Source organism: Alicyclobacillus acidoterrestris (genome assembly GCF_022674245.1).
GTDB classification, from domain to species: Bacteria; Bacillota; Bacilli; order Alicyclobacillales; family Alicyclobacillaceae; genus Alicyclobacillus; species Alicyclobacillus acidoterrestris.
This window is the reverse complement of sequence record NZ_CP080467.1, coordinates 3,021,458-3,042,192: the sequence shown is the minus strand read 5'-3', so window position 1 is coordinate 3,042,192 and position 20,735 is coordinate 3,021,458. Positions and strand designations below refer to the sequence as shown.

The following is a 20,735-nucleotide window of genomic DNA, read 5'->3' as shown; positions in this document are numbered from 1 at the left end:
GTGATGGCACTTACACGAGAACAGGTGGAAGCCATAGTCACTATTGGAGAAAAGACAGGGTACGAGGACTTGGTTGAGGTAGCGCGGGATTGGTTGCAAAAGGACGAGCAGAATCGGCGGATGCGTGCGGCGCTGGAACAAATATCGATAACTACGGATGAGATATACGGGGTCGAATTTGCATCCGCGTCATCCATAATCGCACGCAAAGCACTCGCAGACATAGATGCAGACGTATGTACAGTGTGTAGCGGTACAAGGTTAGTCGAAGTTACGACGCGTGAAGGTCAAAAAGAACACGGTGAAATCATTCGCGTTCAAGTACCGTGTGCCAAGTGTAGCGGAGCAGACGCAGAAGATGGTGGTGTGGAATGAGTCATTTCCTGTACGAAGCAGGCTTATGGATACTCGTTATCGTTGAATGCTTCTTTGCATTGATTATGCTGGCATTCTTCATATTCGGCGGACGGATTAGGTGGTCGATTGAACTAAACGGGCCAATGCGATTTATGTCTGCCAAGAACCACGAGGACGATACAGAAGGGAAGCGGTCAGAGTGATTACATCTGACGGAAAGACGCAGGAAACAGTTGTATATCGGCATTACAAAGGCAATCGGTACGTTGTAATTGCTGAAGCTCCTCACACTGAAACAGGCGAATTGTTTGTCATATATCACCGCGAAGATGGAACTCCTGGTGTTTGGGCTAGACCATACGAAATGTTTCATGGATACACGGAATCGGGCATAAAACGATTCGAACGGATTTATGAGAGTGCGACAGGCGTGCCGTTGTGTCCTAAGTGCTGGAAACCAACTGTTACAAATGGTCAATATTGCTCTGTGGAATGCGCAACGGGCGGTGATTCGGAGTGACCGACGCACAGCGGTTGGAAGAGATACGTGGAAGACATGGAATACACGCGAAATACCACGATACCGCACGTTGCAACCAGTGTTTCCTTCTATCGCAACTCGACGAAGCCAATCAGACGATAGCAGACTTACGCGAGAGCCGACAAGCTATTTATGACCGAGCTATCCAGCATGAGAACACGATAGCGGAGAAAGACGCCGAGAATCGTAGGTTGCGCGAGGCGTTGGAGTTAGCAGAGACAGCTATTCGAAACGGAGACCATCCAGAGCTTGTATTAGTACACATCCAGCAAGCGCTCGAAGACATAGACGCAGGTAGATATGCAACGCCTCAACAATCGCTTGAGGATTCTTTGAAGCAAATGAAGAAAATTCGAAACGGTGAGTTGCCTAAGACGACATGGCACGAGTTTAAACGTGAGTTAGACGCAGAGGATGGTGATTCAGATTGACGTAATACAGACTGGAATTATCGTCAAAACGTGAATATTACATAGCGGTGAATGCTGTCAACGAGTATCGTCGACTTATATGGCAACGTGAACAGATTACTAAATTTCTTGAAAGCAAACAGTTCCACATGGGCGATTATGTCATCAAGAAAGGAACGTCGTACTTTGATGGCGTGTTCGGAACTGGTGAAGGCGAGATCGGAAAGATCGTTGGCTGGGACTTCGAGAACAATTACTACAGGGTGTATTACAGCGAGCAAAACCCATATATCGGCGTTAGAGAAGAGAATCTGGAATTGTATGAAAGCGAAGTCCCGGAGCATTTGCAACGTTGTAAGCCATTTGACCCAGAACGGATTTGGGTGAAAGTGTGTGATTCAGACGGATGCAGAGTCGGTATATAACGAACGAAAGTTAGCTGAAATTCGAGACAGACACGATGAATGGAGGGCGAACCATTACTACCTAGATATCGGGTTCCTTCTCGCTCAACTCGACAAAGCCAATCAGACGATAGCTCGCTTTGAAGCGGACGATGAGCGCTTGCAGGCTATGCATACCGAGTCAGAAGCAAGGTTGCGGCAATTGTTGGCGGAGAAGGACGCTGAGATAGAGCGGTTGAACGATGTGATTCGGACGTTAGGGCTGGCGCTGAATTCCGCAGTCAAACCTCGAAATCCAGAACATCTTACTATCAAACTGTCTGATCACAGTGAGCCAGAAGGAAGTAGGTGACAACGTATGACGGATGCACAGCGATTGGAAGAGATACGTGAGCATTTACATCACAATCGAGTTTTGCATGAAAGTGACGCGCAGTTCCTTCTCTCGAAACTCGACGCAGCCAATCGGATGCTAGCGAAGAAAAATATGGAAATAAAACGGCTGCGCAAAGAACTAGAATGGATTCGCGATCATGTACTATGGGGAAATGCTGACATTACCTGTATAAAGGTGCATGACAGGGCTATTCTGGCACTCTTTGAGGCTAGCAGAACATATGCAGAGGATGGTGAAGTAGATGGGGAAACGGAGTAATCCAGAGGAATTTTGGCGACACATAAAAACCAAAGGAGCGGCCAGAATGACGGACGCAGAATTGCGTAGGTTCATCGACGATAATGATGGCCTTGGGCCAGCAATGGCGCACAAGCTCATGGATAAACTTGACGAAGCCAATCGGACGATAGCGGAACTAGAGAAACGGGCGCGAGAAAGCTATGCGGACGGATACCAACAAGGCCGTTTTGACGAAGATATGGCATGGTTGTATGAGGGGAAACGCGACAAGACGATAGCGGAGTTACGCGAGAGCCGACAAGTGATTTACGACCGAGCTATCCAACATGAGAACACGATAGCGAAGAAAGACGCAGAAATCGAGCGGTTGCGCGAGGCGTTGGAAGCATTGGACAGACGTGGAGGACTAGGATACGAGTGGCATTACATGATAAGCCAAGCCCTTGCAGGCATAGAAGCAGGTAGCGGAGCAGACAAGGGGGAAGGGTGATGTGTAATGGGACTACAAAATGAGTTGCCCACGAAACTTGACTATGAAACAGAACGCTCAATCCCAGTCGGACTACACAATGTACTCGACTTCCAGCGACTTAGCGTGCGTTTGTGGAATCAGCCTAACCACACTGCTAGGGAGCGAAGACTGTTCGAAAAGTTGATGCAGTGGAACAACGTTTTGGTGGCACGAAAGAGTGGATACGTATGGTGTGGTTGGTGCAAGGATCGAGGGTATCGGTACCTACCTCGCGGTATCGTCACGTGTGAATGTGCTGCCACAGGTCACGCAGAGATGCGACGTCTAAAGTTCAGGGTTTTAGGCAGGAGAGCATACGTAAAGGACGGTGACAAAGCATGACCGACGGGCGGGTGTTGAGCAAACAAAGCATTCGTCAACGCGAGAAGGATGCAATATTGTGGCTCGAATGCAATCCAGATGACTTGAAAACGAAGCGAGAGTTAGATTTATTCGCCACCATCCGTGACCTTCAATGCCAGTTGTCGGAGTTAAAGGACACAAATGAAATATTACGCGATAACATGCACCAAGCATTCGGTTACATGGCACAGTGTCCCCAATGTCGCGGTATCTTGCCGGATCATGCAGATGGCTGCGCGTTATACGAGGCGATGGAGGCAACCAAATGAACGGTGGACCCGCAGAATTATTTATTGACGGTAATAGGATTGGTGAAGTCGCATGATCAATTTACATAATCATAGTTATTATTCGCCACTTGACGGTTTTAATAGTCCAGAACAAATTGTGGAAACGGCCAAAGCATTGAACCAATCGCATATTTCGTTGACGGATCATGGTCAGGTATCAGGGTTATACGACTTTTGGACTGCAGCACGTAAACATGGTATTGTGCCCATTCTTGGTGACGAGGTATATTTCGTGCCCGACGCTACGATAAAAGGTGATGATGTAGATAAGAAACGTTCATTAGCTGAGGAAGAATATGACGAGGTTGATGAGTCGAACACGAGACGCAAAAAGAAATCGCGACCGAATCGGCACCTAATATTGTTGGCGAAGAATTACACGGGTTATCAAAACTTGTTGCGACTACATACCGAATCAAATCGGCCAGAGAATTACTATTACACTAATCGTGTCGATTTCAATTTGCTCGAACAGTACAGTGACGGATTGATATGTACAAGTAGCTGTGTCGGTGGCCCCATTAGTCGTGCCATATTGGATGATAGATGGGAACTGGTTCATGAATACACGCAACGGTTGTTCAATATTTTCGGAGATGATTTTTACCTGGAGATTCAACCGCATATCGTCGATAAGGATGGCGTCAACATCCAGCTGGTAGTGAACAATGGTATTGTCAATTTGTCACGCGAGTATGGTATACCAATAATCGCAACGTGTGATAGTCACTATGCGCGTCCCGAACATCGACAATTTCAAGACGCGGTATTCTGTATCGGACAATCAAAGGGTAATCGACGTGTGACGATATACGACGAGAATCGATTGCGATACGGTGACAGTCAATTCATCATGAGCGCCGACGAGTGTATATCATATTTCGAGCGACAGGGATTTGATTTGACGATTGCACGTGAAGCGATTGAACGTACGCATGAGGTGGCCGCAAAGGTTGAATCGTATGACTTGCCAAGTGGATTGCCATTGATGCCGAAATTCGATACAGGTGGTGTCGATACAGAAGAATATATACGCGAACAGATTAATGTCGGATACCAACGTAACATCGCACCGTATATTTCACCAGAACAACGTGCGCAATATCTCGCACGCATACGCGATGAGTATGAAGTTATCCGAACAGGTATGAACAATCAATCGTTCAGTGATTACTTTCTTGTCGTGGCTGATATGATTCGTGCTGCAGAGGAACGTGGCGTACAAACTGGTGCTGGTCGTGGCAGTGTAGGCGGATCACTCATTGCACGTGCGCTCGGCATGACGAAGATTGATCCGATTGAGCATGGACTATACTTCGAACGGTTTTTGAACAAAGACCGCATCGGCCCACCAGATGTTGATTCCGATTTTGCCGAGCAGTTACCAGTAATTCGTTACTTGCAACAGAAGTATGGGTTTGACCATGTTGCACGTGTTAAGACGTATGTGTATTTGCAGCCTAAATCGGCTGTATTGATGGCACAGAAGGCGTTGGGATTACCATATAACGAGATATCGAACGTCACAAAGTACATGAGCAATGACGATTTGGATATGCAATACAAGAACAATCCAGAATTTCATAAGCTGTGTGATACGTATCCCGAACTGTTGCCACTAGCCAAGGGATTAGTCGGTGTAATCGAACACAGCGGGTTGCATGCTTGTGCCGTGGTTGTGTCGCCTGAACCTTTGACGTTGCACACCGGACTCGACTACAACAAAGAGGATAATGTATGGGTAGCGGAATACGAGTACAAAACACTTGAACACATTGGTTTGCAGAAGATTGATGTGCTCGGACTCAATACGCTGTCCATCATGCGTGAGACGTTGAATCTGATTCGCGAACACGAAGGTATTGAGATTGATTTGCAACGCATACCGACGGATGATATAAAGACGTTTGAGTTGTTTGGGGAGGGCAGAACTTCCGCTATCTTCCAATTTGAGGAAAGTTGGCAGCAACAATATCTACAACAACTCAAGCCGCACAGTATTGGCGAATTGTCATTTTTGACTGCGCTCGGTCGTCCTGGTGCCATGCAGTATATTGATGTGGCGATTCGACGCAAAAGAGGTCAGGAACCGATTGAGTATTATCATCCAGACTTTGAGCCGATTTTGCGTGATACGTATGGCATTATCGCGTATCAAGAGCAAACGATGCGCATTGCACGAGATATTTGTGGATTTACTATGGGTGAGGCAGATATCCTACGCAAAGCAATTGGTTGATTCTGGCCGTCCTATAGGGAAACTTATAGGATTATCAGCGGGCAAAATCGGTGAACGCTAAGTTATCTCCAATGAAAATAGGTGGCATCGGAAAGGAGGTGTAATCATGGGCGGAAAGCCATTCACAGAACAAGAAATTAACTATATCATCGATCTTCATCTACAAGGCTATTCAACTGTCGAAATTGAAAGATTGACAGGACGCAACAATACATCTATCGGACGTTTGTTAGAACGAAACGGATATAAACGTTGGAACAAAAAACGGCATATTCTCTTGAATGATATACAAACGATCATCGAAATGTATGCAGGAGGTCAATCGACAAAACAAATCGGATCGCAATTTAATATTACCGGAAATACAGTCGCATCGATTCTTCGCGAAAATGGGATTGCCGTTAGACCGAGAGGTCAAGCGTGTCAAATCGAAAACGAACATTTCTTTGATACTATTTGTTCTGAAGCACAGGCATATTTCTTGGGGTTGATAATAACAGATGGTAGCATTGTTGCGGACAGTAAAGGGCGAAAAACATTATCAATTATGTTAAAGGAGGAAGATGGGTACATACTTAATGAATTTGCTCGCCATCTTGGATTGCCGAAAGATCGTGTTAAAATTAGTAACCGTAATGAGGCGTATGTGCGTACCAGTTCTGCACATTTAATTGATTCGCTAGCGCAATATGGCGTAATTCCACGCAAGACATTCTCAACATATCTGCCAATGCTCTATGACACATGGATGCCTCATTTGATTCGTGGTATATTCGATGGCGACGGAAGTGTATTTACAACGGGCGGGCGTATAAAGGTCGCTCAGTATGGAACACACAGATTGTGCGATGAAATACAACAATACTTAAATATACATGCTAGTACATCTGTACGGAATGTGTTTGATAAGCCGACTGTGAGTTTTATCCAGTATACCACACGTTCCGATATAGCAAATTTCTACAAATACATTTATTCCGATGCCACCATATTCCTAACACGTAAGAAAGAAAAATTTGGGGATGATATGCCAACACCGAGGTAACTGGATTATCGTCCAGTACCGTAACGCATAGGCGGTGAGCGTTAATGAGAGCAATAATCCGCCCACGAGTGTCCGCCACCGTAACGTTACAGTCGACGGTGAAAATGTATGCTGAGCTTACGGGAAACCGTAAGAAGTAGAGGATAAAAAGCCTTTACGATAACATAACTGAAGAAACAAGCCGACCTATTAGCCAAGCAACGTGACAAATTTATTGAAGGTGGTATTCGTAATGGATATGACCGCGCTATGTTGGAACGTGTGTGGGATGACATAAGCAAATCAGCGGACTATTCGTTTAACGCATCGCACTCTGTTGCTTATGCGACACTTGCTTATTGGTGTGGATACCTGAAAGCACATTATCCCGTTTACTACATGACGGCGGTATTTAACAACACGGACAAGCCGGATAAATTGGTGAAGTATATGGACGATGCGCGTGCTATGGGTATTCGTATTCTACCCCCTCACATCAACAAGTCGGGTAAGAAATTTACCGTTGATAAAGACGGCATACGTTTCGGTCTGTCGTCGATTAAGTTTGTGGGCGATAAGGCTGTTGACGAGATATTGGAATTGCGACCGTTCACATCATACCTGAACTTCGAGGAACGTGTATCGAGTAAGGTGAACAGTCGTATGCGTGAGTCGTTGCGTGCCAGTGGTGCGTTTAGCGAGCTGGATGGTACAAAGGTCGATCCAAATGCACAGCAGCAAGTAACAGGAATGTACATAAGTGAATCACCTTTTACATTGTATAGGGACATTGTTAACCGTTTCAGTATGGATTGGGAAGCAGTACGCAATGCTCAGCCGAACGCAACGATTAAATTTTGTGCAACTATTGGCGCGGTGAAGAAGTCTAAGGTAAAGAAGAAAACATCAAAACAATATGGCCGTGCAATGGCCTTTATGAGTGTACGGATGGAAAACGCCGATGAACCGATAAGGTGTACTTTATTCCCTAACACATATGATAAAGTGAAGGACGTAGTAAAAGAGGGAGTGGCGGTGTATATTGTTGCTACTGTACAGAAACCGTTGGATGTATTAGTGCAGAATGTAATGCCATTAGAACAAATGAAAGACATGTTGACTATGATATAAAACGATAGTATAATTGATATAAAGATAACGAGGAGGTTTTCGCATGGAAGTGAAGGTTAAACGTCTGCATCCGGACGCGGTAATACCACAATATGCACACGAATCTGGTGATAGTGGATTCGATTTATATGCGCTAGAAGATGTAATTATTGAGCCTGGACAAACGGTGAAGGTGCGAACCGGATTGGTGTTTGAAATTCCAGAGGGGTATGAACTTCAGATCCGTCCTCGTTCCGGCGTTAGCGCGAAGACGAAGTTGCGCGTGAGTAATACACCAGGCACTGTAGATGCGAGTTTCCGCGGAGAAGTTATGGTCTTAGTGGACAACATTAAACCATGTGTTCAATCTGGACTACAATACAATATTAAAGAAGAAGTGGTTAATTGGGATGACAATTACGCACCTGATTCGTACATCATCCGCAAGGGTGATCGCATTGCCCAAGCCGTAATTGTACCGGTCATCCGCGCCGAACTGGTTGAAGTGGATGAATTGGGAACGACTGAACGTGGCGAAGGTGGGTTTGGAAGCAGTGGCACACGGTAAGCGTATATATGGAGTTGTAATCAATGGTGTGCCGATGGTACGCATCGATGAGTTTAAATTTATCACATTGTATGATTATATCATGTCCGCTGATATAAAGTTGTCGCAAATCGCATCGTAGTTGAATATATTCCTGTATGTATGATATAATGGATGATGTGGCTTTGATTTACGGACATTATTGATACAGGAGATGATATAAATGCGTGGAGTTACACCTGATTGGACCGAAGAAGAAATTAGAGATTTAGCCATGACCGCAATCAACGTATTGGCTAACGGTGGTAATATATCAGATGGGTTACGCGAGTTTGTGGCACACTCGGAATATCGAAACTTGGGCAGCGCGAGATTGAAATGGCAGACGCATATTAAAAATCAATATGCAGATGCAATTGAACATGCTCAACGGGCTGGTAGGGGTAAAAAGTACATCCCATCTGATGAAGCGCGGGAACAATTCCCCGAGGTGTATGGCGAGAAAGAAAGTGTAGCATCAAAACAAAGTACATTGCTATTAGATGACGATGACATCGAGAAACCGATTAAGGATAATGTTGTAAAGAAAAGCGATGTTATCAAGCACATCAAGAGTTATTTAGAGAGTGTCACTATCCAAGACGACGAGGATTACGAAGAAATCATTGCACAGTTGCGGCATGAAAATGCTATGGCGGCGAAACGTATCGCACAACTGAAAAAGGAAAACGAACAAGTCCATTTGTGGAAGAGGAAGTACGAAGAAGTCAAAGAAGAGTACGATGTGTTGTTGCAAGCGATGAATGTTGCACGACGCCACGCTGCAAATATAGATGATGTGCCGACGAATGTACGTGTAGTGACGAACAATCGCGGTGAAGTGGAACGGGTGGAGCGTTAATCGTACCACTCGTACCCACACCGAACCAGATCTAATTTCATGCGAGGCGCCTCTGCCTCTGCTTTACATATTTAGTGCCTCCACTTCACTTTTGAATTGTGTTAGATATTTTTACGCCGTACTTATCCGTTCCGGACATTCCTTACAGCGAGTGATTTGTTGAATAATTCAATGAATTAACACTTTGACGCCGTAAAATAATGATTGCGATTACAGATCAAGGAGAGTAGAATGGTGGTAAATCACATACGAACACATGTTCCCGTGAAAGGAGAACGAGCAGATGTCAGATATGAAACAGTACCCAGAGGGCCATGTATTCAAACGTTGGACCGAACAGGTGTTGGATTATCGCACAGGAAAAATGACGACGGCTCACTGCGAGCAAGTATGGAGATTTGGAAAGGTTGTGACGATAAAAGAAATATTCGGCGATAAAACGCTTGATGAGTGTTTAAAACATATCTTGTAGGTGGTATACTTAGCGCAGGAGGTATATCGATGCCTGTTTGCGCTATATTTGGAAAAGATGATTATGAATTGCAGTATGCGGGGTTGTTCGCAGAACATATTCTGGATAATTCGATACCCATAGATAAGTACCGAGAATATAACAGAGATGTTGCGGTCAGGTATAATTTAGTTGTTGCTAAGTGTATGAGTCGTTACGTTGTAAATATGCGCGACGAAGTTACTTACCTAGAGTCACATAATGTACGCGTTATTAGTATCGATGATAGCTACGACACACGGCAATCCAACGCGCCGACACAAGACGTTTATCGTTCCTATTTGGCGCAATTTAACGCAGCTAAATCATCAACCGTTATCCGTTCGGGGCTTTTACAGACAATAAAGCAGGGGAAGAGACCAGGGCGGACACCATTCGGATATAAGTTAAATGATGCTGGGCAACTTGAAATTGATCCAACCGGCGCCGAAATAGTTAGAGAGATATACCGACTATATATCGAGAATGATGGGGGTATGAAGGCTGTTGCAGATATCCTTAATGAACATGGATACAAAACAAAAACGAATCGTCGATGGTCTCCTTCTACTATACGTGAAATATTGACCAATCCTGTATTTATCGGCGTGTTGACATTAGGGGAAAATTTGCGAATCGAACACGCTCACGAACCGATAGTCGATTATGACACGTGGGAAAAGGTGCAGAAGTTAATTTACGCTAAGCGAAGAAACACAACGAAAAGAGTTAGCCGTAAATTACTTGACGATATTTTATGGTGCGGAGTATGCGGTAACGAAATGGCATCCGAAGAAGACAAATACGTATGTACCAATATTAAGTGTCCCAATATAGGCATCGACCGGCCTGAATTGGAATGGCTAGTCGTCGAAAGGGTGAAGGGGTATCTCGCTCGTAAGTACAATAAGTTGTCATTGCAAAGTTATATGCGTAAAGTGACCGACGAAGAAACGGTAAAGTATATTACTAAAGTCACCGAGAAATTGTATGTTATCGAGCGTTACAGCGCGATCAATCGGTACCGAAAAGAATTGCATGCTGTTGTCGAGAGAATTGAGTTCACGCCATACGGGAATACATGGGAAATGCAAATATGCTATAAATTCGGTATTTGACAGATATGCACGTATAGGTTATAATATTACCATGAAGGGAATATATTCATGCATTTCCTTTATGGTAAGTTGTTCAGTAAACACTGGTTGTTGAACAAAAAGTGAGGGTGGTCGTATGGAAGGACAAAAGATACCGTATCCGATAATCCGCAAGATGTTAAAGGTCTGTTTCGAGGAGACAAGAACATTTGAGGCGGAGGATGATTCTGGTTTAACTGTTGAGGAGGTGAAGTCCTGGCTTAACGATCACGTAGACGACACGTTTGATTGGTTGGTGTAACAACGATATAGTACATATGAAAAAGGGGAACGATATAATATGGCATTTAGAAACGACTACAAGTATTTCAATAAGTGGTTTGTTGTTGGTACCGTCACAAATATTGACAACCAGACGCGCAACGCGGACGGTTCAAGCTACGGTGGGCAATTAACAATCAACACGGGTTCTCCAAGTGGACTAGCCCGTGTTCGTATTCCTAACAATCGTAACGTGCCAATGGCATACGACGCTTTGGTTAATATGTTTGACATTGGTTCGCGTGTAAAGGTTGGATTCACGGGACAATGGTTGCGTTTGGATGAACGAGAATCGAACGGGCGAACATATCGCAATTTCACGCAATTTCATTTACCTGAGTTGGCCGAGCAGAATGACCATAATCGTATAGCTGGCAAGGTCACCGGAGAACTTATCTCAAAAGACATCATCGATGACTATCTGCGTATCACGGTCGAACAATACGAAACGGATAAAGATGGGAATGAAATACTGCGAAACGGACGATCTGAACCTCACTACTTTACGTTCGTTGTACGCGAACATAAAGAGGCTGTATATGATATCCCACTTGGTACGAATATTGAAGTATCAGCGCGCTTCTATAATGATGTAGTACGTGATGATTTTGGCGATATTGTAAATAGTTTTAATGAGGTGCGTCTTGAGAAGTTTGTTGTACATAGTCAGCCGCAGGTGCAGCAACAACAACAAACGGTGCAATTGCCGCCGCAGTACACACAACCAGTACCAGCGCAATCACAACCCGCATTCGTACCACATCAACAGTCGAGTAATCCGTTTGCGTTTCCGCCACAACAACAGGCAAGCGTACCGTTTCCAGGCGTAGGCAACGATCCGTTTGCCGATCAATAACTTTATATGATATAATGATGATATAGATGATATAAAGTTTGAAATGGAGGAAATACATAATGGCAGGTTTTAAGAAGGCGACGAAACAACAATCTCGTTTGCGTATGGGGCTTATTGCACCAGCAGGAGCAGGCAAGACGTATACCGCGTTATCTATCGGGACTAATCTTGGTAATCGCGTGGCTGTAATTGATACAGAACGAGGTAGTGCATCAAAGTATGCAGGTAAATTTGATTTTGATGTGCTCGAATTAGACACCTATAGTCCACAAAACTATATCGACGCGATTCATTTGGCTGAAGCCAATGGATATGAGGTATTAATCATCGACTCTTTGTCTCACGCATGGATGGGCAAGGGTGGCGCTTTGGAAATGGTGGACAAGGCAGCGACGCGTTCACAGAGTCGTAATACCTATTTTGCATGGAGGGATGTAACACCACTGCATAACGCACTGATTGACGCTATTCTTCAAAGTCCCATGCATATCATTGCGACGATGCGCGCTAAGACCGAATATGTTATTGAAAATATCAACGGTAAACAAGTACCTAAGAAAATTGGACTAGCACCAATTCAACGTGACGGTATGGAATTTGAGTTTGATATTGTCGCTGATATTGACACTGATCACAATATGATTGTGACAAAAACGCGTTGTGATGAATTGGCTGACGCTGTAATCAATAAGCCTGGCAAAGATGTGGTCGATACCATTAGAAATTGGTTGTCGGATGGCGTGGAAAATGAGTTGTCTTATGATGAATTGCTGCAACGGGCATTAAACAATGTATATGCAAAAGGTTGGGCACAAGATGTGATTCTGACTAAATTCCAAGAGACAACGGGATATGCAGACCCGAACCAATTAAAAACCGACCCAGATGCGATCAATAAAGTGAAATTGTTCTTGGCTGCATCTCAACAATAAGATTTTACATCAACGTATCGCGTCGGGATGGGGTTAATCCTGTCCCGACAGAAAGGAGATTGTGCATGGCACGATCGATACGGATAACACACGACAGATTTGTTGAGATGGTTAGAGAAAAACACAATGAGAAAATTGAAGTGCTTGGCGAGTACATCACCTCGAATCATCGTATCCAACTAAGGTGTAAAGTGTGCGAACACGTTTGGAGTCCGATAGCGAATGAAGTTGTTCGCAAAGACCGACCGTCCGGTTGTCCGAAATGCGCTAGACGTTCCCGTAGACTTTCATTTGATGAATTCGTGAGTCGTGTCCGTAAAATACACGGCGATAAAATTGCTATCATCGGGAACTACACATGTCTAAGCGAGCGGGTAGATGTGAAATGCACGAAACCAGAATGTGGTTGGGAATGGAGTCCGTTTGCACGAGCAATTGTGCATGAACCGATAACTGGGTGCCCTAAATGTGTGGGGAAAATTCCTTGCACGCATGATGAATATGTCGCGAAAGTAAAGAAAATCCACGGTGATAAGATATCGATTGTTGGAAGGTACAAAGGAAATAGCAAACGCATTGCATTGCGTTGTAACGTAGATGGTTGTAATAATCAATGGGAAACAGTTGCGTGGAACCTTATAAAGACCAATCCGACAGGTTGTCGTGTGTGTGCGGATAGAAAAGCGGCACTAGAGCGCACATTAACGCAAGATGAATTCGAATCAAATTTGTACTCGGCGCATGGCGGGAAAGTTATTGCACTTGAACCTTATAAAACTGCAAACACTCGGATTTTATTCAAAGATATTGAATGTGGGCATGAGTGGATGTGCACACCTAATAATATAACTAAAACGGGATGTCCGATATGTAATATTTCGAGAGGGGAAAGATTGATTAAACGCCTGTTGGATGAACGTGGTGTTGATTATAAACAGCAATTTAAATTTGATGATTGCAAAAATGTACGCGCGTTACCGTTCGATTTTGCTATATTCAACGATGGCGAGTTATATACATTGATTGAATGGCAAGGACGGCAACATTTTGAACCAGTCGAGACGTTCGGTGGTGATGAATCTTTCGAACAAACTCGTTTACGCGACTATATTAAATGGGATTATTGCGTATCGAATAACATTCGGATTGCGTATATCCCATATTACACACGAGAAGATGACCTGCCTGAAATTCTAGATGGTATATTGCCACCGAAGGAGGTGATTGTATCGGTTTGAAGTGGACTAAACTTGTTGGTACGCTAGTAATGGTAGGTGCGGTAGCGGGAATATTAATACCTCCTGCTCCGCAACCTCCCGTTACACCAACTATATCAGATGATACGGTTAGTATAATTGATACGTATAAGGCACCCACACATACAAAACGCAAACGTAAACGAAAGTCACACAAACATGCGAGTAAGCCACGATGGGTAACGTATATTGCTACCGCGTATAGTCCGTATGAACCTGGTCAGGGCACCATTACTGCATCAGGCAAGCCAGTTGAACAGGGTACGACTATAGCAGTTGACCCAAATATCATCCCACTTGGCAGCACTGTAGAGGTCGAGTTTGCGGATGGTACGACGCACACATATATTGGCGAGGATACGGGCGGCGCTATCAAAGGAAATCATATCGACATTTTCTTTTGGAGTCAGCAACAGTGTATTAATTTTGGTCGACAATACGTGAAGGTGAGGATATTACATTATGACTGGACGTAAACGCAGCCAACGACAATTGGACAACGACAGAATTATCGAGGAGTTTCTATCAACATTTCCTCCGTCAGTACCGTGGAATAAAACAGTTACGCGACAAGAGTACATAAAGCTAAATCGTGTGTTGCGCAAATTTTATTCTACGGAACAGATTATTGACGCGATACGATATGCGAAAATGCGTGGCAAACAATACAAAACAATATCCAGCATCGCATTTGTAATTGAGGAGTCCATACAATACTGGTCACAATTGCGTGAACGCGAAGAAGAACGTCGCAAGTTGGCTGAAGAACAAGTTGTGGTCAATACACCAATCGAGACGGAACACAAACCATCCACACCATCGTGGCTAGGGAGTATTGATTTTGGGGAGGTGGAGTGAGTGATACCGAATATCGCGATTGTGGGTCCAGCAGGCAGCGGCAAGACGACGTTGGCTAAGTACATACAACAAGTGTTGCAATCGCACAGTGTTACGTCCGAACGCATCGCACTGGCTGATGGTGTAAAAAAAATACAATGGGAATTGTTTCCGGATTTAACGGGCAAACCGCGCAAAGTGTATCAGCATATCGGTATGTCAATGCGTGAAATTGATGCGGATGTGTGGATTAAATACACAGATAAGCGGATTTCAGATTATCCATGTACCGTACATTTTGTGCTAGATGATATGCGCTTGCGCAACGAATACGACCACTACACGCGCAAAGGTTGGTACACGGTACGCATTGTGGCGCCAGATGATGTGCGCATCCAACGACTACGGGAACGTGACGGTGAAGTGGATATGGACACGTTGCAACATGTAACTGAGAGCGAATTAGCTGATGTGTACACCAATGCGGTCATACATAACGATGGCGACGTAGAACAGTTGTTTATGGACGCACAGAAACTAATTCAGTCGTTAATCTAAGGAGTGATGCCTATTGCAAGCTCAAACGCCGCCAATCAATGAGTGGATTATCATTAAGGCCATTTACACTAATCCACAACACTTGGTTAACGTGGCAGAACAAATTGACATACGAGACTTCACTTATCGTCCGTTTCGCATCATATATACTGCCATCAAACAGTTGGCGGCAAGTGGAACGGCGGTTAATAGTGAATCGATTATGGCATTGTTGCAATCAGAACAACCTGCATACTACCAAGAAATTGATGCAATAGGTGGAACCGCAACACTCGATACATTATACGATCCGCAGTACAGGAATATGGTTGGCCTAGACGAGCATATACGGTCGATACGAGATAGGGCTGACAATCAAAATATAATCAACGCTGCGGATGAACTAAAACGGAGAATCGAGGACGGTGATGCGAACGAACTAGCACTTGAAGAATTCGACAAGTCAATCCAGGCGATCAAATTACGTGGTCGACAGCAGGACGTTAAACCAGTCGGGCATAGTATCGATGATTTGCTATCTCGTATTGTCAATCAGGATGAGGACATAGTTGGCGTAAATATCGGCAAAAAATATCCGAAATTAGACCGGATGATACGACATATTCAACCGAAACGTGTAACCATATTCCTATCCAACTATAAAAGTGGGAAGAGTACAGTATTGCTTGAACTGGCATGGTATATGGCTAGTGAATGTAATGTGCCTACACTTTTTGGGGATACAGAGTTATTTGATAGCGAAGTTCAGACGCGATTGTTGGCGAAAGTCAGCGGATTCCCTATGGAGTACATATTGTCTGGACACTGGAACACAATGGAGTCACATAGAAACATCATACTGAACGCGAAGGAAAAGATTAAACAAACGCCATTTTACTGGCACAACACTAATCACATGTCGCGTTCCCAAATTGTATCGCTAGTTAAATTGTGTCAACTTAAATATGGCATACAGGTATTTGCGTATGATTATATCAAGCCTGATATCGAAGATGATATAAACGCCCGTGTTGACCTGCAAATTGGCGCAAAAGTGGACATGCTCAAAGAAAGTATTGCTAAAGCATGTAATATCGCAGTGTTGTCGGCTATCCAGATGAACGAAGATACTGGAAGGGCTGCGAACAGCAAAGAGGGAGAGCGATTAGCCGATAACGTTATCGTTCTCCGCCGCACCAAAGATGAAGATGATATGCCGTTTGCATCACATTTGTTGTGGCTGAAGACGTCTCGATACACGCAAGCTAATGTAACGGTTCCGTTGGACATTGATTTTGGTACGCAAAAGATCGAGGAGAAGTAACAGTTTTATATCATATAAATGGGGGAGTGTATGATATGAATACGGGAGAACAACATAGTCACAATTGCGAGTGTTTACGTTGCAAGTGTGCTAGGGGATATGTTGCTATGGGTGAACTGAACAAGAAAATGGCGAATGAAAATTTGGTACGTGAGGTTGCACAACTATACGAGTTGGAACGTGCGTACCAATTGGCGTGGGGATGACGAGGATTGATAAAAATTACGATCCCACCAGTGGATATTGCGGTTCCATTTAATAACGCACATCTTATACCGAGTGTGTCTGGTATATATCACTTCATGAGTAGACAGAAAGAAAGTTTGTATATAGGAAAGTCGTTGAATTTATCGCGTCGCATTAAGTCGCATATTGCTGGCAGCACGAATACACGAGACGTTCATAAATACTTTGAATACGTAGAGTGCTATTTCATCGATGACGCATTGCAAATGGAGATATATGAGACATACATGATCAATATATTTAAACCTAAATTTAATGTTGATAAAGTTATAACGTACAAAACACAACGATACAACGTAGATGTGAACGACGCGTACAAAAATGAACGCTCCAATATTCAGCAACGAATTGATATGGCATTAGAAAACTTTTCGTTATGATAGAGGTGACAATTGATGTGGCAATCGTCAGTGAATTGGAACAGCAACTTGACGTAATTTCGGTACTCGAACATTGGGGTATTGACACATCGTACATACGTCAAATTGGTGCGGGTGAGTATCGTAGTCCGTGTTTTATACATGGAGGGGATGGCCAAACAGCGTTATCTCTAAAGATGAACAATGGCCGATGGTATGTTGCCTGTTTTAGTCACGGATGTTTCAAGGGGACATTGTTCGATTGGGCAATCACAACTGGACGTACACCTCGGCAGATACTCGACGACTACAAGATGTGTCAACTTGATACAGTGCCGCTTCATCGTCATCGGACGAGGCGTACGCATACACAAGGTTCCCAAAAGGGGGGAGCAGTATTCCTGCCGGATAACACGATGGAACAATTTGAGATAGGAATTCATCGTGATTTGATTGATTTAGGCTATGACCGCGATATGTTAACGAACGTGTTCGATGTGCGATATTGTGCTGACGCAGAGCACGTGCTATACGGACGTATCGTATATCCAATACGAGACAAGTTGGAAAACATACGCACGATACAAGGCAGACGTACAAATGCGTTACCACACGATGCAGCAAAATATATGTTCCACCCTGGATATAACGCGAAGGATATATTATACGGCCAATATGAAATGCGCGAGATGATACGAAAGAGTCGATACATAGTAGTGGCGGAAAGTCCTAAATCGGCGTGGCGCGGGTATCAATTGGGGATTCCTACACTGGCGTTGATGGGGATTAGGTGGACGGACGCACAAGTGAAGCAGATTGCTGCGTATGGTAAACGTGTTGTGCTAGTTGCGGACAATGACGATACGCACGTTGGCGTAAATGGTATGCGTGAGTTACGCGATGCGCTGAGTCGGTATGTAGCGGTGGAATTGCGCGTGTGCCCACATGTCGGTGCCGATATTAGCGATTATCGTATACGTGAGCAATGGGATTATATAATACGAAATGGAGTGGTTGGATGATGGAATTGAATCGAATATATCAGATGGACGTATTAGATGGCGTTAAATTGGTGGCAGACAATAGTGTTGATTTAGTCGTAACTGACCCGCCATATCTAATGAATTACCGTTCGAATCGTCGTGTAGTCCGTAATAAGTTTGACTATATACATAATGACCAGAGTTCATATGATCTAATAGCAACATTTATCGACGAATGTTATCGAGTGATGAAGGATAACACGGCAATATACATGTTCTGTAGCTGGCATCACATTGACTATTTCAAGCAACAATTTGAACGTAAGTTTAAGTTGAAGAACCTAATCGTCTGGAATAAAAATAATCATGGTTCGGGTGATTTGAAAGGGGCATATGCACCAAAGCATGAGTTGATATTGTTTGGGCATAAAGGGCGTTCATTATTACAACACAAACGTATTCCTGATGTTATTGACTGCGACAAGATACCAAGTGCAAAGTTGACGCACCCAACCGAGAAACCAGTCGAATTGTTGACTATATTCATACTCAACTCAAGTCAACCTGGTGATGTAGTATTGGATGGATTTATTGGAACAGGTGCAACAGCGGTCGCCTGTGTAAACACTGGACGTAATTTTATCGGATTCGAAACTGAACCACAGTACATAGAGATCGCCAATAAACGGTTAGAGGGGTTGTTATAAATGATCGAAATGTCACGCTTGTCATATTCCCGACTGGACTTATACAACACTTGTCCACGTGCATTCGCCATGAAATATGTGCATAAGGCTGAACCAGAAAATGATACCGCCGATTATTTTGCCGAATACGGTATAATTGCTCATGCGCTGTATGAAGAACATGCAAATGCGCGTGGGTTGATACCGAAAACTGTGCTAACCGATATGTTCCATAATGGCACTGAGACACGTGACGGTATGGTGAAGGGGTTCAATGATATAAAGTTGCCACCATACATGGCCAACAAATACTATCAGCAAGGCTTGGATTTAATCGACCGACTCCTACATACCAGCGTTGCCAATGTAGTCGGTAGCGAAGTGAAATTCTCTATATATATCGAAGGAATACCTGTTCCTATTGAGGGGTTCATTGACAAGGTAGAACGCGACGAACGCGGTTATATCATCACCGACTTCAAATCGGCACGTCCATACACGCAAGAGTTTTGCGACGAATCGTTGCAGATGTCCATATACGCGATGGCAGCGTTGGAGTTGTATGGAGAGCTACCGTATAAGCAAGTGTACGAGTTTTTCCGTTTCAACGAAACAGTTAAAACAGTTCGCACGATGAAGCAGTTGGAAGAGGCGAAACAGGAAATTAGGCGTCGGTGGGATTGTATCCAGCGCAAGGAATTTGATCCACAATATGACCAATTTTTTTGCAATAATTTTTGCCAGTACGCTAAATCATGTTCATTAAAACAACAAATGGACGCGGAGAAGGCACAACGACGTATTGAACGGGCGCAACGTAAACAGGCGCGCGATGCTAAGAAAGCGGCGAAACAGCAGGAAGGTGACGTATGACCGATACACAGCAACCTTATTACATATTAGCCATTGACCCATCACTTAATCGAACTGGATATTGTTTGGCGCGTGTAACTCCGCAGCGTCATCGCAATAAAGTTGAGTTAGTTGAGATTAGTTACATACCTAATATCCAATTTGGAACAGGCGAGGAAGTATGGGGAAGGAAACTCAACCACATCGAATCGCGCCTTGTCCAATTGAGAAATACATATCGACCGGTTGTAGTTGCAAAAGAAAATTTAGCGACTCGCTCACACGGTCAAACCGAAGTATTAGCACCTGTACACGGAATTATCCGCAAAGTTTTCGAGTCGTCATGTGAAATCGTTGGGTATAGTCCGACAAGGATTAAAAAGGACGCAAGTGTTAGTGGGAATGCCGACAAGAAACAAGTTGAACAATCAATCGCGCAATACATACAGGATAAGGTAATTGTCCAAGTGGATGACGATGTTGATTTGACAAAGTTTCGTTCGGACGATGAATCGGACGCGTGTGCAATATTGCTTACCTATTTATTGGACAAAGAGATTATCGGAAAGTTGGACAAACGGTGATGCGTATGTATCGACACAGGGGGTGTACACGGTGAATGTTA

At 44.0% G+C, this 20,735-nt stretch carries 27 protein-coding genes and 1 pseudogene; all 28 read left to right on the top strand.

The genetic code is table 11. From position 1 onward, the window contains the following. The first annotated feature begins 3 nt into the window (after window positions 1-3). The 28 genes and pseudogenes from K1I37_RS14865 (at window position 4) to K1I37_RS14740 (ending at window position 20,694) form a co-directional block, all read left to right on the top strand. On the top strand, window positions 4-375 hold the full coding sequence (locus tag K1I37_RS14865; RefSeq protein ID WP_021296172.1) for a hypothetical protein: 372 nt from the start codon (window positions 4-6) through the stop codon (window positions 373-375). 181 nt (window positions 376-556) lie between these two features. Continuing rightward, window positions 557-877: a DUF1653 domain-containing protein gene (locus K1I37_RS14860; RefSeq protein ID WP_021296174.1), complete on the top strand. Its 321-nt coding sequence runs from the start codon at window positions 557-559 to the stop codon at window positions 875-877. Beyond that, the gene (locus tag K1I37_RS14855) at window positions 874-1,329 is read left to right on the top strand and encodes a hypothetical protein (RefSeq protein ID WP_021296175.1); all 456 of its coding nucleotides are present in this window, start codon (window positions 874-876) and stop codon (window positions 1,327-1,329) included. Before K1I37_RS14860 ends, K1I37_RS14855 begins: the two co-directional genes overlap by 4 nt. 372 nt (window positions 1,330-1,701) lie before the next feature. Then, window positions 1,702-2,064 carry a hypothetical protein gene (locus K1I37_RS14850; RefSeq protein ID WP_021296177.1) on the top strand — a complete coding sequence of 121 codons (363 nt, stop codon included), beginning with the start codon at window positions 1,702-1,704 and terminating at the stop codon, window positions 2,062-2,064. A gap of 6 nt (window positions 2,065-2,070) precedes the next feature. Next, window positions 2,071-2,367, top strand: coding sequence for a hypothetical protein (locus tag K1I37_RS14845; RefSeq protein WP_021296178.1), 297 nt, complete (start codon window positions 2,071-2,073; stop codon window positions 2,365-2,367). A gap of 46 nt (window positions 2,368-2,413) precedes the next feature. Beyond that, window positions 2,414-2,839, top strand: a complete 426-nt coding sequence (locus tag K1I37_RS14840; RefSeq protein ID WP_152498774.1) for a hypothetical protein — start codon at window positions 2,414-2,416, stop codon at window positions 2,837-2,839. Window positions 2,840-3,198: 359 nt separating this feature from the next. After that, window positions 3,199-3,492, top strand: a complete 294-nt coding sequence (locus K1I37_RS14835; RefSeq protein WP_021296181.1) for a hypothetical protein — start codon at window positions 3,199-3,201, stop codon at window positions 3,490-3,492. 52 nt (window positions 3,493-3,544) lie between these two features. Next, a complete protein-coding gene (gene dnaE, locus K1I37_RS14830; RefSeq protein ID WP_021296182.1) occupies window positions 3,545-5,752 on the top strand; it encodes a DNA polymerase III subunit alpha in 2,208 nt (735 codons plus the stop codon). Window positions 5,753-5,858: 106 nt separating this feature from the next. Then, complete coding sequence (locus K1I37_RS14825) at window positions 5,859-6,797, top strand: helix-turn-helix domain-containing protein (protein ID WP_021296183.1); 939 nt, start codon at window positions 5,859-5,861, stop codon at window positions 6,795-6,797. Window positions 6,798-7,046: 249 nt separating this feature from the next. Beyond that, window positions 7,047-7,907 (top strand): helix-hairpin-helix domain-containing protein, encoded by an 861-nt coding sequence (locus tag K1I37_RS14820; RefSeq protein ID WP_021296184.1) that lies wholly within the window; start codon window positions 7,047-7,049, stop codon window positions 7,905-7,907. Window positions 7,908-7,950: 43 nt separating this feature from the next. After that, on the top strand, window positions 7,951-8,454 hold the full coding sequence (locus tag K1I37_RS14815; protein ID WP_021296185.1) for a dUTP diphosphatase: 504 nt from the start codon (window positions 7,951-7,953) through the stop codon (window positions 8,452-8,454). A 202-nt stretch (window positions 8,455-8,656) separates the two neighbouring features. Then, on the top strand, window positions 8,657-9,334 hold the full coding sequence (locus tag K1I37_RS14810) for a hypothetical protein (protein ID WP_021296187.1): 678 nt from the start codon (window positions 8,657-8,659) through the stop codon (window positions 9,332-9,334). A gap of 283 nt (window positions 9,335-9,617) precedes the next feature. Further along, window positions 9,618-9,806: a hypothetical protein gene (locus K1I37_RS14805; protein ID WP_021296188.1), complete on the top strand. Its 189-nt coding sequence runs from the start codon at window positions 9,618-9,620 to the stop codon at window positions 9,804-9,806. Between the two features lie 29 nt (window positions 9,807-9,835). Beyond that, window positions 9,836-10,942 carry a recombinase family protein gene (locus K1I37_RS14800; RefSeq protein WP_021296189.1) on the top strand — a complete coding sequence of 369 codons (1,107 nt, stop codon included), beginning with the start codon at window positions 9,836-9,838 and terminating at the stop codon, window positions 10,940-10,942. A 115-nt stretch (window positions 10,943-11,057) separates the two neighbouring features. Beyond that, window positions 11,058-11,222: a hypothetical protein gene (locus K1I37_RS14795; RefSeq protein ID WP_021296190.1), complete on the top strand. Its 165-nt coding sequence runs from the start codon at window positions 11,058-11,060 to the stop codon at window positions 11,220-11,222. A gap of 39 nt (window positions 11,223-11,261) precedes the next feature. After that, the gene (locus tag K1I37_RS14790; protein WP_021296191.1) at window positions 11,262-12,098 is read left to right on the top strand and encodes a hypothetical protein; all 837 of its coding nucleotides are present in this window, start codon (window positions 11,262-11,264) and stop codon (window positions 12,096-12,098) included. Between the two features lie 59 nt (window positions 12,099-12,157). Next, window positions 12,158-13,030: an ATP-binding protein gene (locus tag K1I37_RS14785; protein WP_021296192.1), complete on the top strand. Its 873-nt coding sequence runs from the start codon at window positions 12,158-12,160 to the stop codon at window positions 13,028-13,030. A gap of 65 nt (window positions 13,031-13,095) precedes the next feature. Further along, window positions 13,096-13,293: pseudogene (locus tag K1I37_RS22085) on the top strand (hypothetical protein); the annotation flags it as partial. Window positions 13,294-13,500: 207 nt separating this feature from the next. Then, entirely contained in the window at window positions 13,501-14,268 is a 768-nt protein-coding gene (locus K1I37_RS14780; RefSeq protein ID WP_242215923.1) for a hypothetical protein, read from the top strand. A gap of 29 nt (window positions 14,269-14,297) precedes the next feature. Continuing rightward, window positions 14,298-14,762 carry a 3D domain-containing protein gene (locus tag K1I37_RS14775; RefSeq protein WP_169513703.1) on the top strand — a complete coding sequence of 155 codons (465 nt, stop codon included), beginning with the start codon at window positions 14,298-14,300 and terminating at the stop codon, window positions 14,760-14,762. Then, window positions 14,749-15,144: a hypothetical protein gene (locus tag K1I37_RS14770; protein ID WP_021296195.1), complete on the top strand. Its 396-nt coding sequence runs from the start codon at window positions 14,749-14,751 to the stop codon at window positions 15,142-15,144. The genes K1I37_RS14775 and K1I37_RS14770 overlap by 14 nt, the downstream gene beginning before the upstream one ends. After that, window positions 15,145-15,681 carry an AAA family ATPase gene (locus K1I37_RS14765; protein WP_021296196.1) on the top strand — a complete coding sequence of 179 codons (537 nt, stop codon included), beginning with the start codon at window positions 15,145-15,147 and terminating at the stop codon, window positions 15,679-15,681. Between the two features lie 13 nt (window positions 15,682-15,694). Then, complete coding sequence (locus K1I37_RS14760) at window positions 15,695-16,984, top strand: DnaB-like helicase C-terminal domain-containing protein (RefSeq protein ID WP_021296197.1); 1,290 nt, start codon at window positions 15,695-15,697, stop codon at window positions 16,982-16,984. 236 nt (window positions 16,985-17,220) lie between these two features. After that, complete coding sequence (locus K1I37_RS21955; protein WP_407653228.1) at window positions 17,221-17,610, top strand: GIY-YIG nuclease family protein; 390 nt, start codon at window positions 17,221-17,223, stop codon at window positions 17,608-17,610. A gap of 17 nt (window positions 17,611-17,627) precedes the next feature. Next, window positions 17,628-18,611 (top strand): hypothetical protein, encoded by a 984-nt coding sequence (locus tag K1I37_RS14755; RefSeq protein WP_021296200.1) that lies wholly within the window; start codon window positions 17,628-17,630, stop codon window positions 18,609-18,611. Then, window positions 18,611-19,279, top strand: a complete 669-nt coding sequence (locus K1I37_RS14750) for a DNA-methyltransferase (RefSeq protein WP_031218463.1) — start codon at window positions 18,611-18,613, stop codon at window positions 19,277-19,279. The genes K1I37_RS14755 and K1I37_RS14750 overlap by 1 nt, the downstream gene beginning before the upstream one ends. Continuing rightward, a complete protein-coding gene (locus K1I37_RS14745) occupies window positions 19,280-20,131 on the top strand; it encodes a RecB family exonuclease (protein WP_021296202.1) in 852 nt (283 codons plus the stop codon). Continuing rightward, the gene (locus tag K1I37_RS14740; protein ID WP_021296203.1) at window positions 20,128-20,694 is read left to right on the top strand and encodes a crossover junction endodeoxyribonuclease RuvC; all 567 of its coding nucleotides are present in this window, start codon (window positions 20,128-20,130) and stop codon (window positions 20,692-20,694) included. Before K1I37_RS14745 ends, K1I37_RS14740 begins: the two co-directional genes overlap by 4 nt. Window positions 20,695-20,735 lie beyond the last annotated feature (41 nt).

Coding starts and splice junctions, on each gene's coding strand:
- K1I37_RS14865 (WP_021296172.1), top strand. CDS start 4: ATGGCACTTACACGAGAACAGGTGGAAGCCATAGTCACTATTGGAGAA.
- K1I37_RS14845 (WP_021296178.1), top strand. CDS start 2,071: ATGACGGATGCACAGCGATTGGAAGAGATACGTGAGCATTTACATCAC.
- K1I37_RS14840 (WP_152498774.1), top strand. CDS start 2,414: ATGACGGACGCAGAATTGCGTAGGTTCATCGACGATAATGATGGCCTT.
- K1I37_RS14835 (WP_021296181.1), top strand. CDS start 3,199: ATGACCGACGGGCGGGTGTTGAGCAAACAAAGCATTCGTCAACGCGAG.
- dnaE (WP_021296182.1), top strand. CDS start 3,545: ATGATCAATTTACATAATCATAGTTATTATTCGCCACTTGACGGTTTT.
- K1I37_RS14825 (WP_021296183.1), top strand. CDS start 5,859: ATGGGCGGAAAGCCATTCACAGAACAAGAAATTAACTATATCATCGAT.
- K1I37_RS14820 (WP_021296184.1), top strand. CDS start 7,047: ATGTTGGAACGTGTGTGGGATGACATAAGCAAATCAGCGGACTATTCG.
- K1I37_RS14815 (WP_021296185.1), top strand. CDS start 7,951: ATGGAAGTGAAGGTTAAACGTCTGCATCCGGACGCGGTAATACCACAA.
- K1I37_RS14810 (WP_021296187.1), top strand. CDS start 8,657: ATGCGTGGAGTTACACCTGATTGGACCGAAGAAGAAATTAGAGATTTA.
- K1I37_RS14805 (WP_021296188.1), top strand. CDS start 9,618: ATGTCAGATATGAAACAGTACCCAGAGGGCCATGTATTCAAACGTTGG.
- K1I37_RS14800 (WP_021296189.1), top strand. CDS start 9,836: ATGCCTGTTTGCGCTATATTTGGAAAAGATGATTATGAATTGCAGTAT.
- K1I37_RS14795 (WP_021296190.1), top strand. CDS start 11,058: ATGGAAGGACAAAAGATACCGTATCCGATAATCCGCAAGATGTTAAAG.
- K1I37_RS14790 (WP_021296191.1), top strand. CDS start 11,262: ATGGCATTTAGAAACGACTACAAGTATTTCAATAAGTGGTTTGTTGTT.
- K1I37_RS14785 (WP_021296192.1), top strand. CDS start 12,158: ATGGCAGGTTTTAAGAAGGCGACGAAACAACAATCTCGTTTGCGTATG.
- K1I37_RS14775 (WP_169513703.1), top strand. CDS start 14,298: ATGGTAGGTGCGGTAGCGGGAATATTAATACCTCCTGCTCCGCAACCT.
- K1I37_RS14770 (WP_021296195.1), top strand. CDS start 14,749: ATGACTGGACGTAAACGCAGCCAACGACAATTGGACAACGACAGAATT.
- K1I37_RS14750 (WP_031218463.1), top strand. CDS start 18,611: ATGGAATTGAATCGAATATATCAGATGGACGTATTAGATGGCGTTAAA.
- K1I37_RS14745 (WP_021296202.1), top strand. CDS start 19,280: ATGATCGAAATGTCACGCTTGTCATATTCCCGACTGGACTTATACAAC.
- K1I37_RS14740 (WP_021296203.1), top strand. CDS start 20,128: ATGACCGATACACAGCAACCTTATTACATATTAGCCATTGACCCATCA.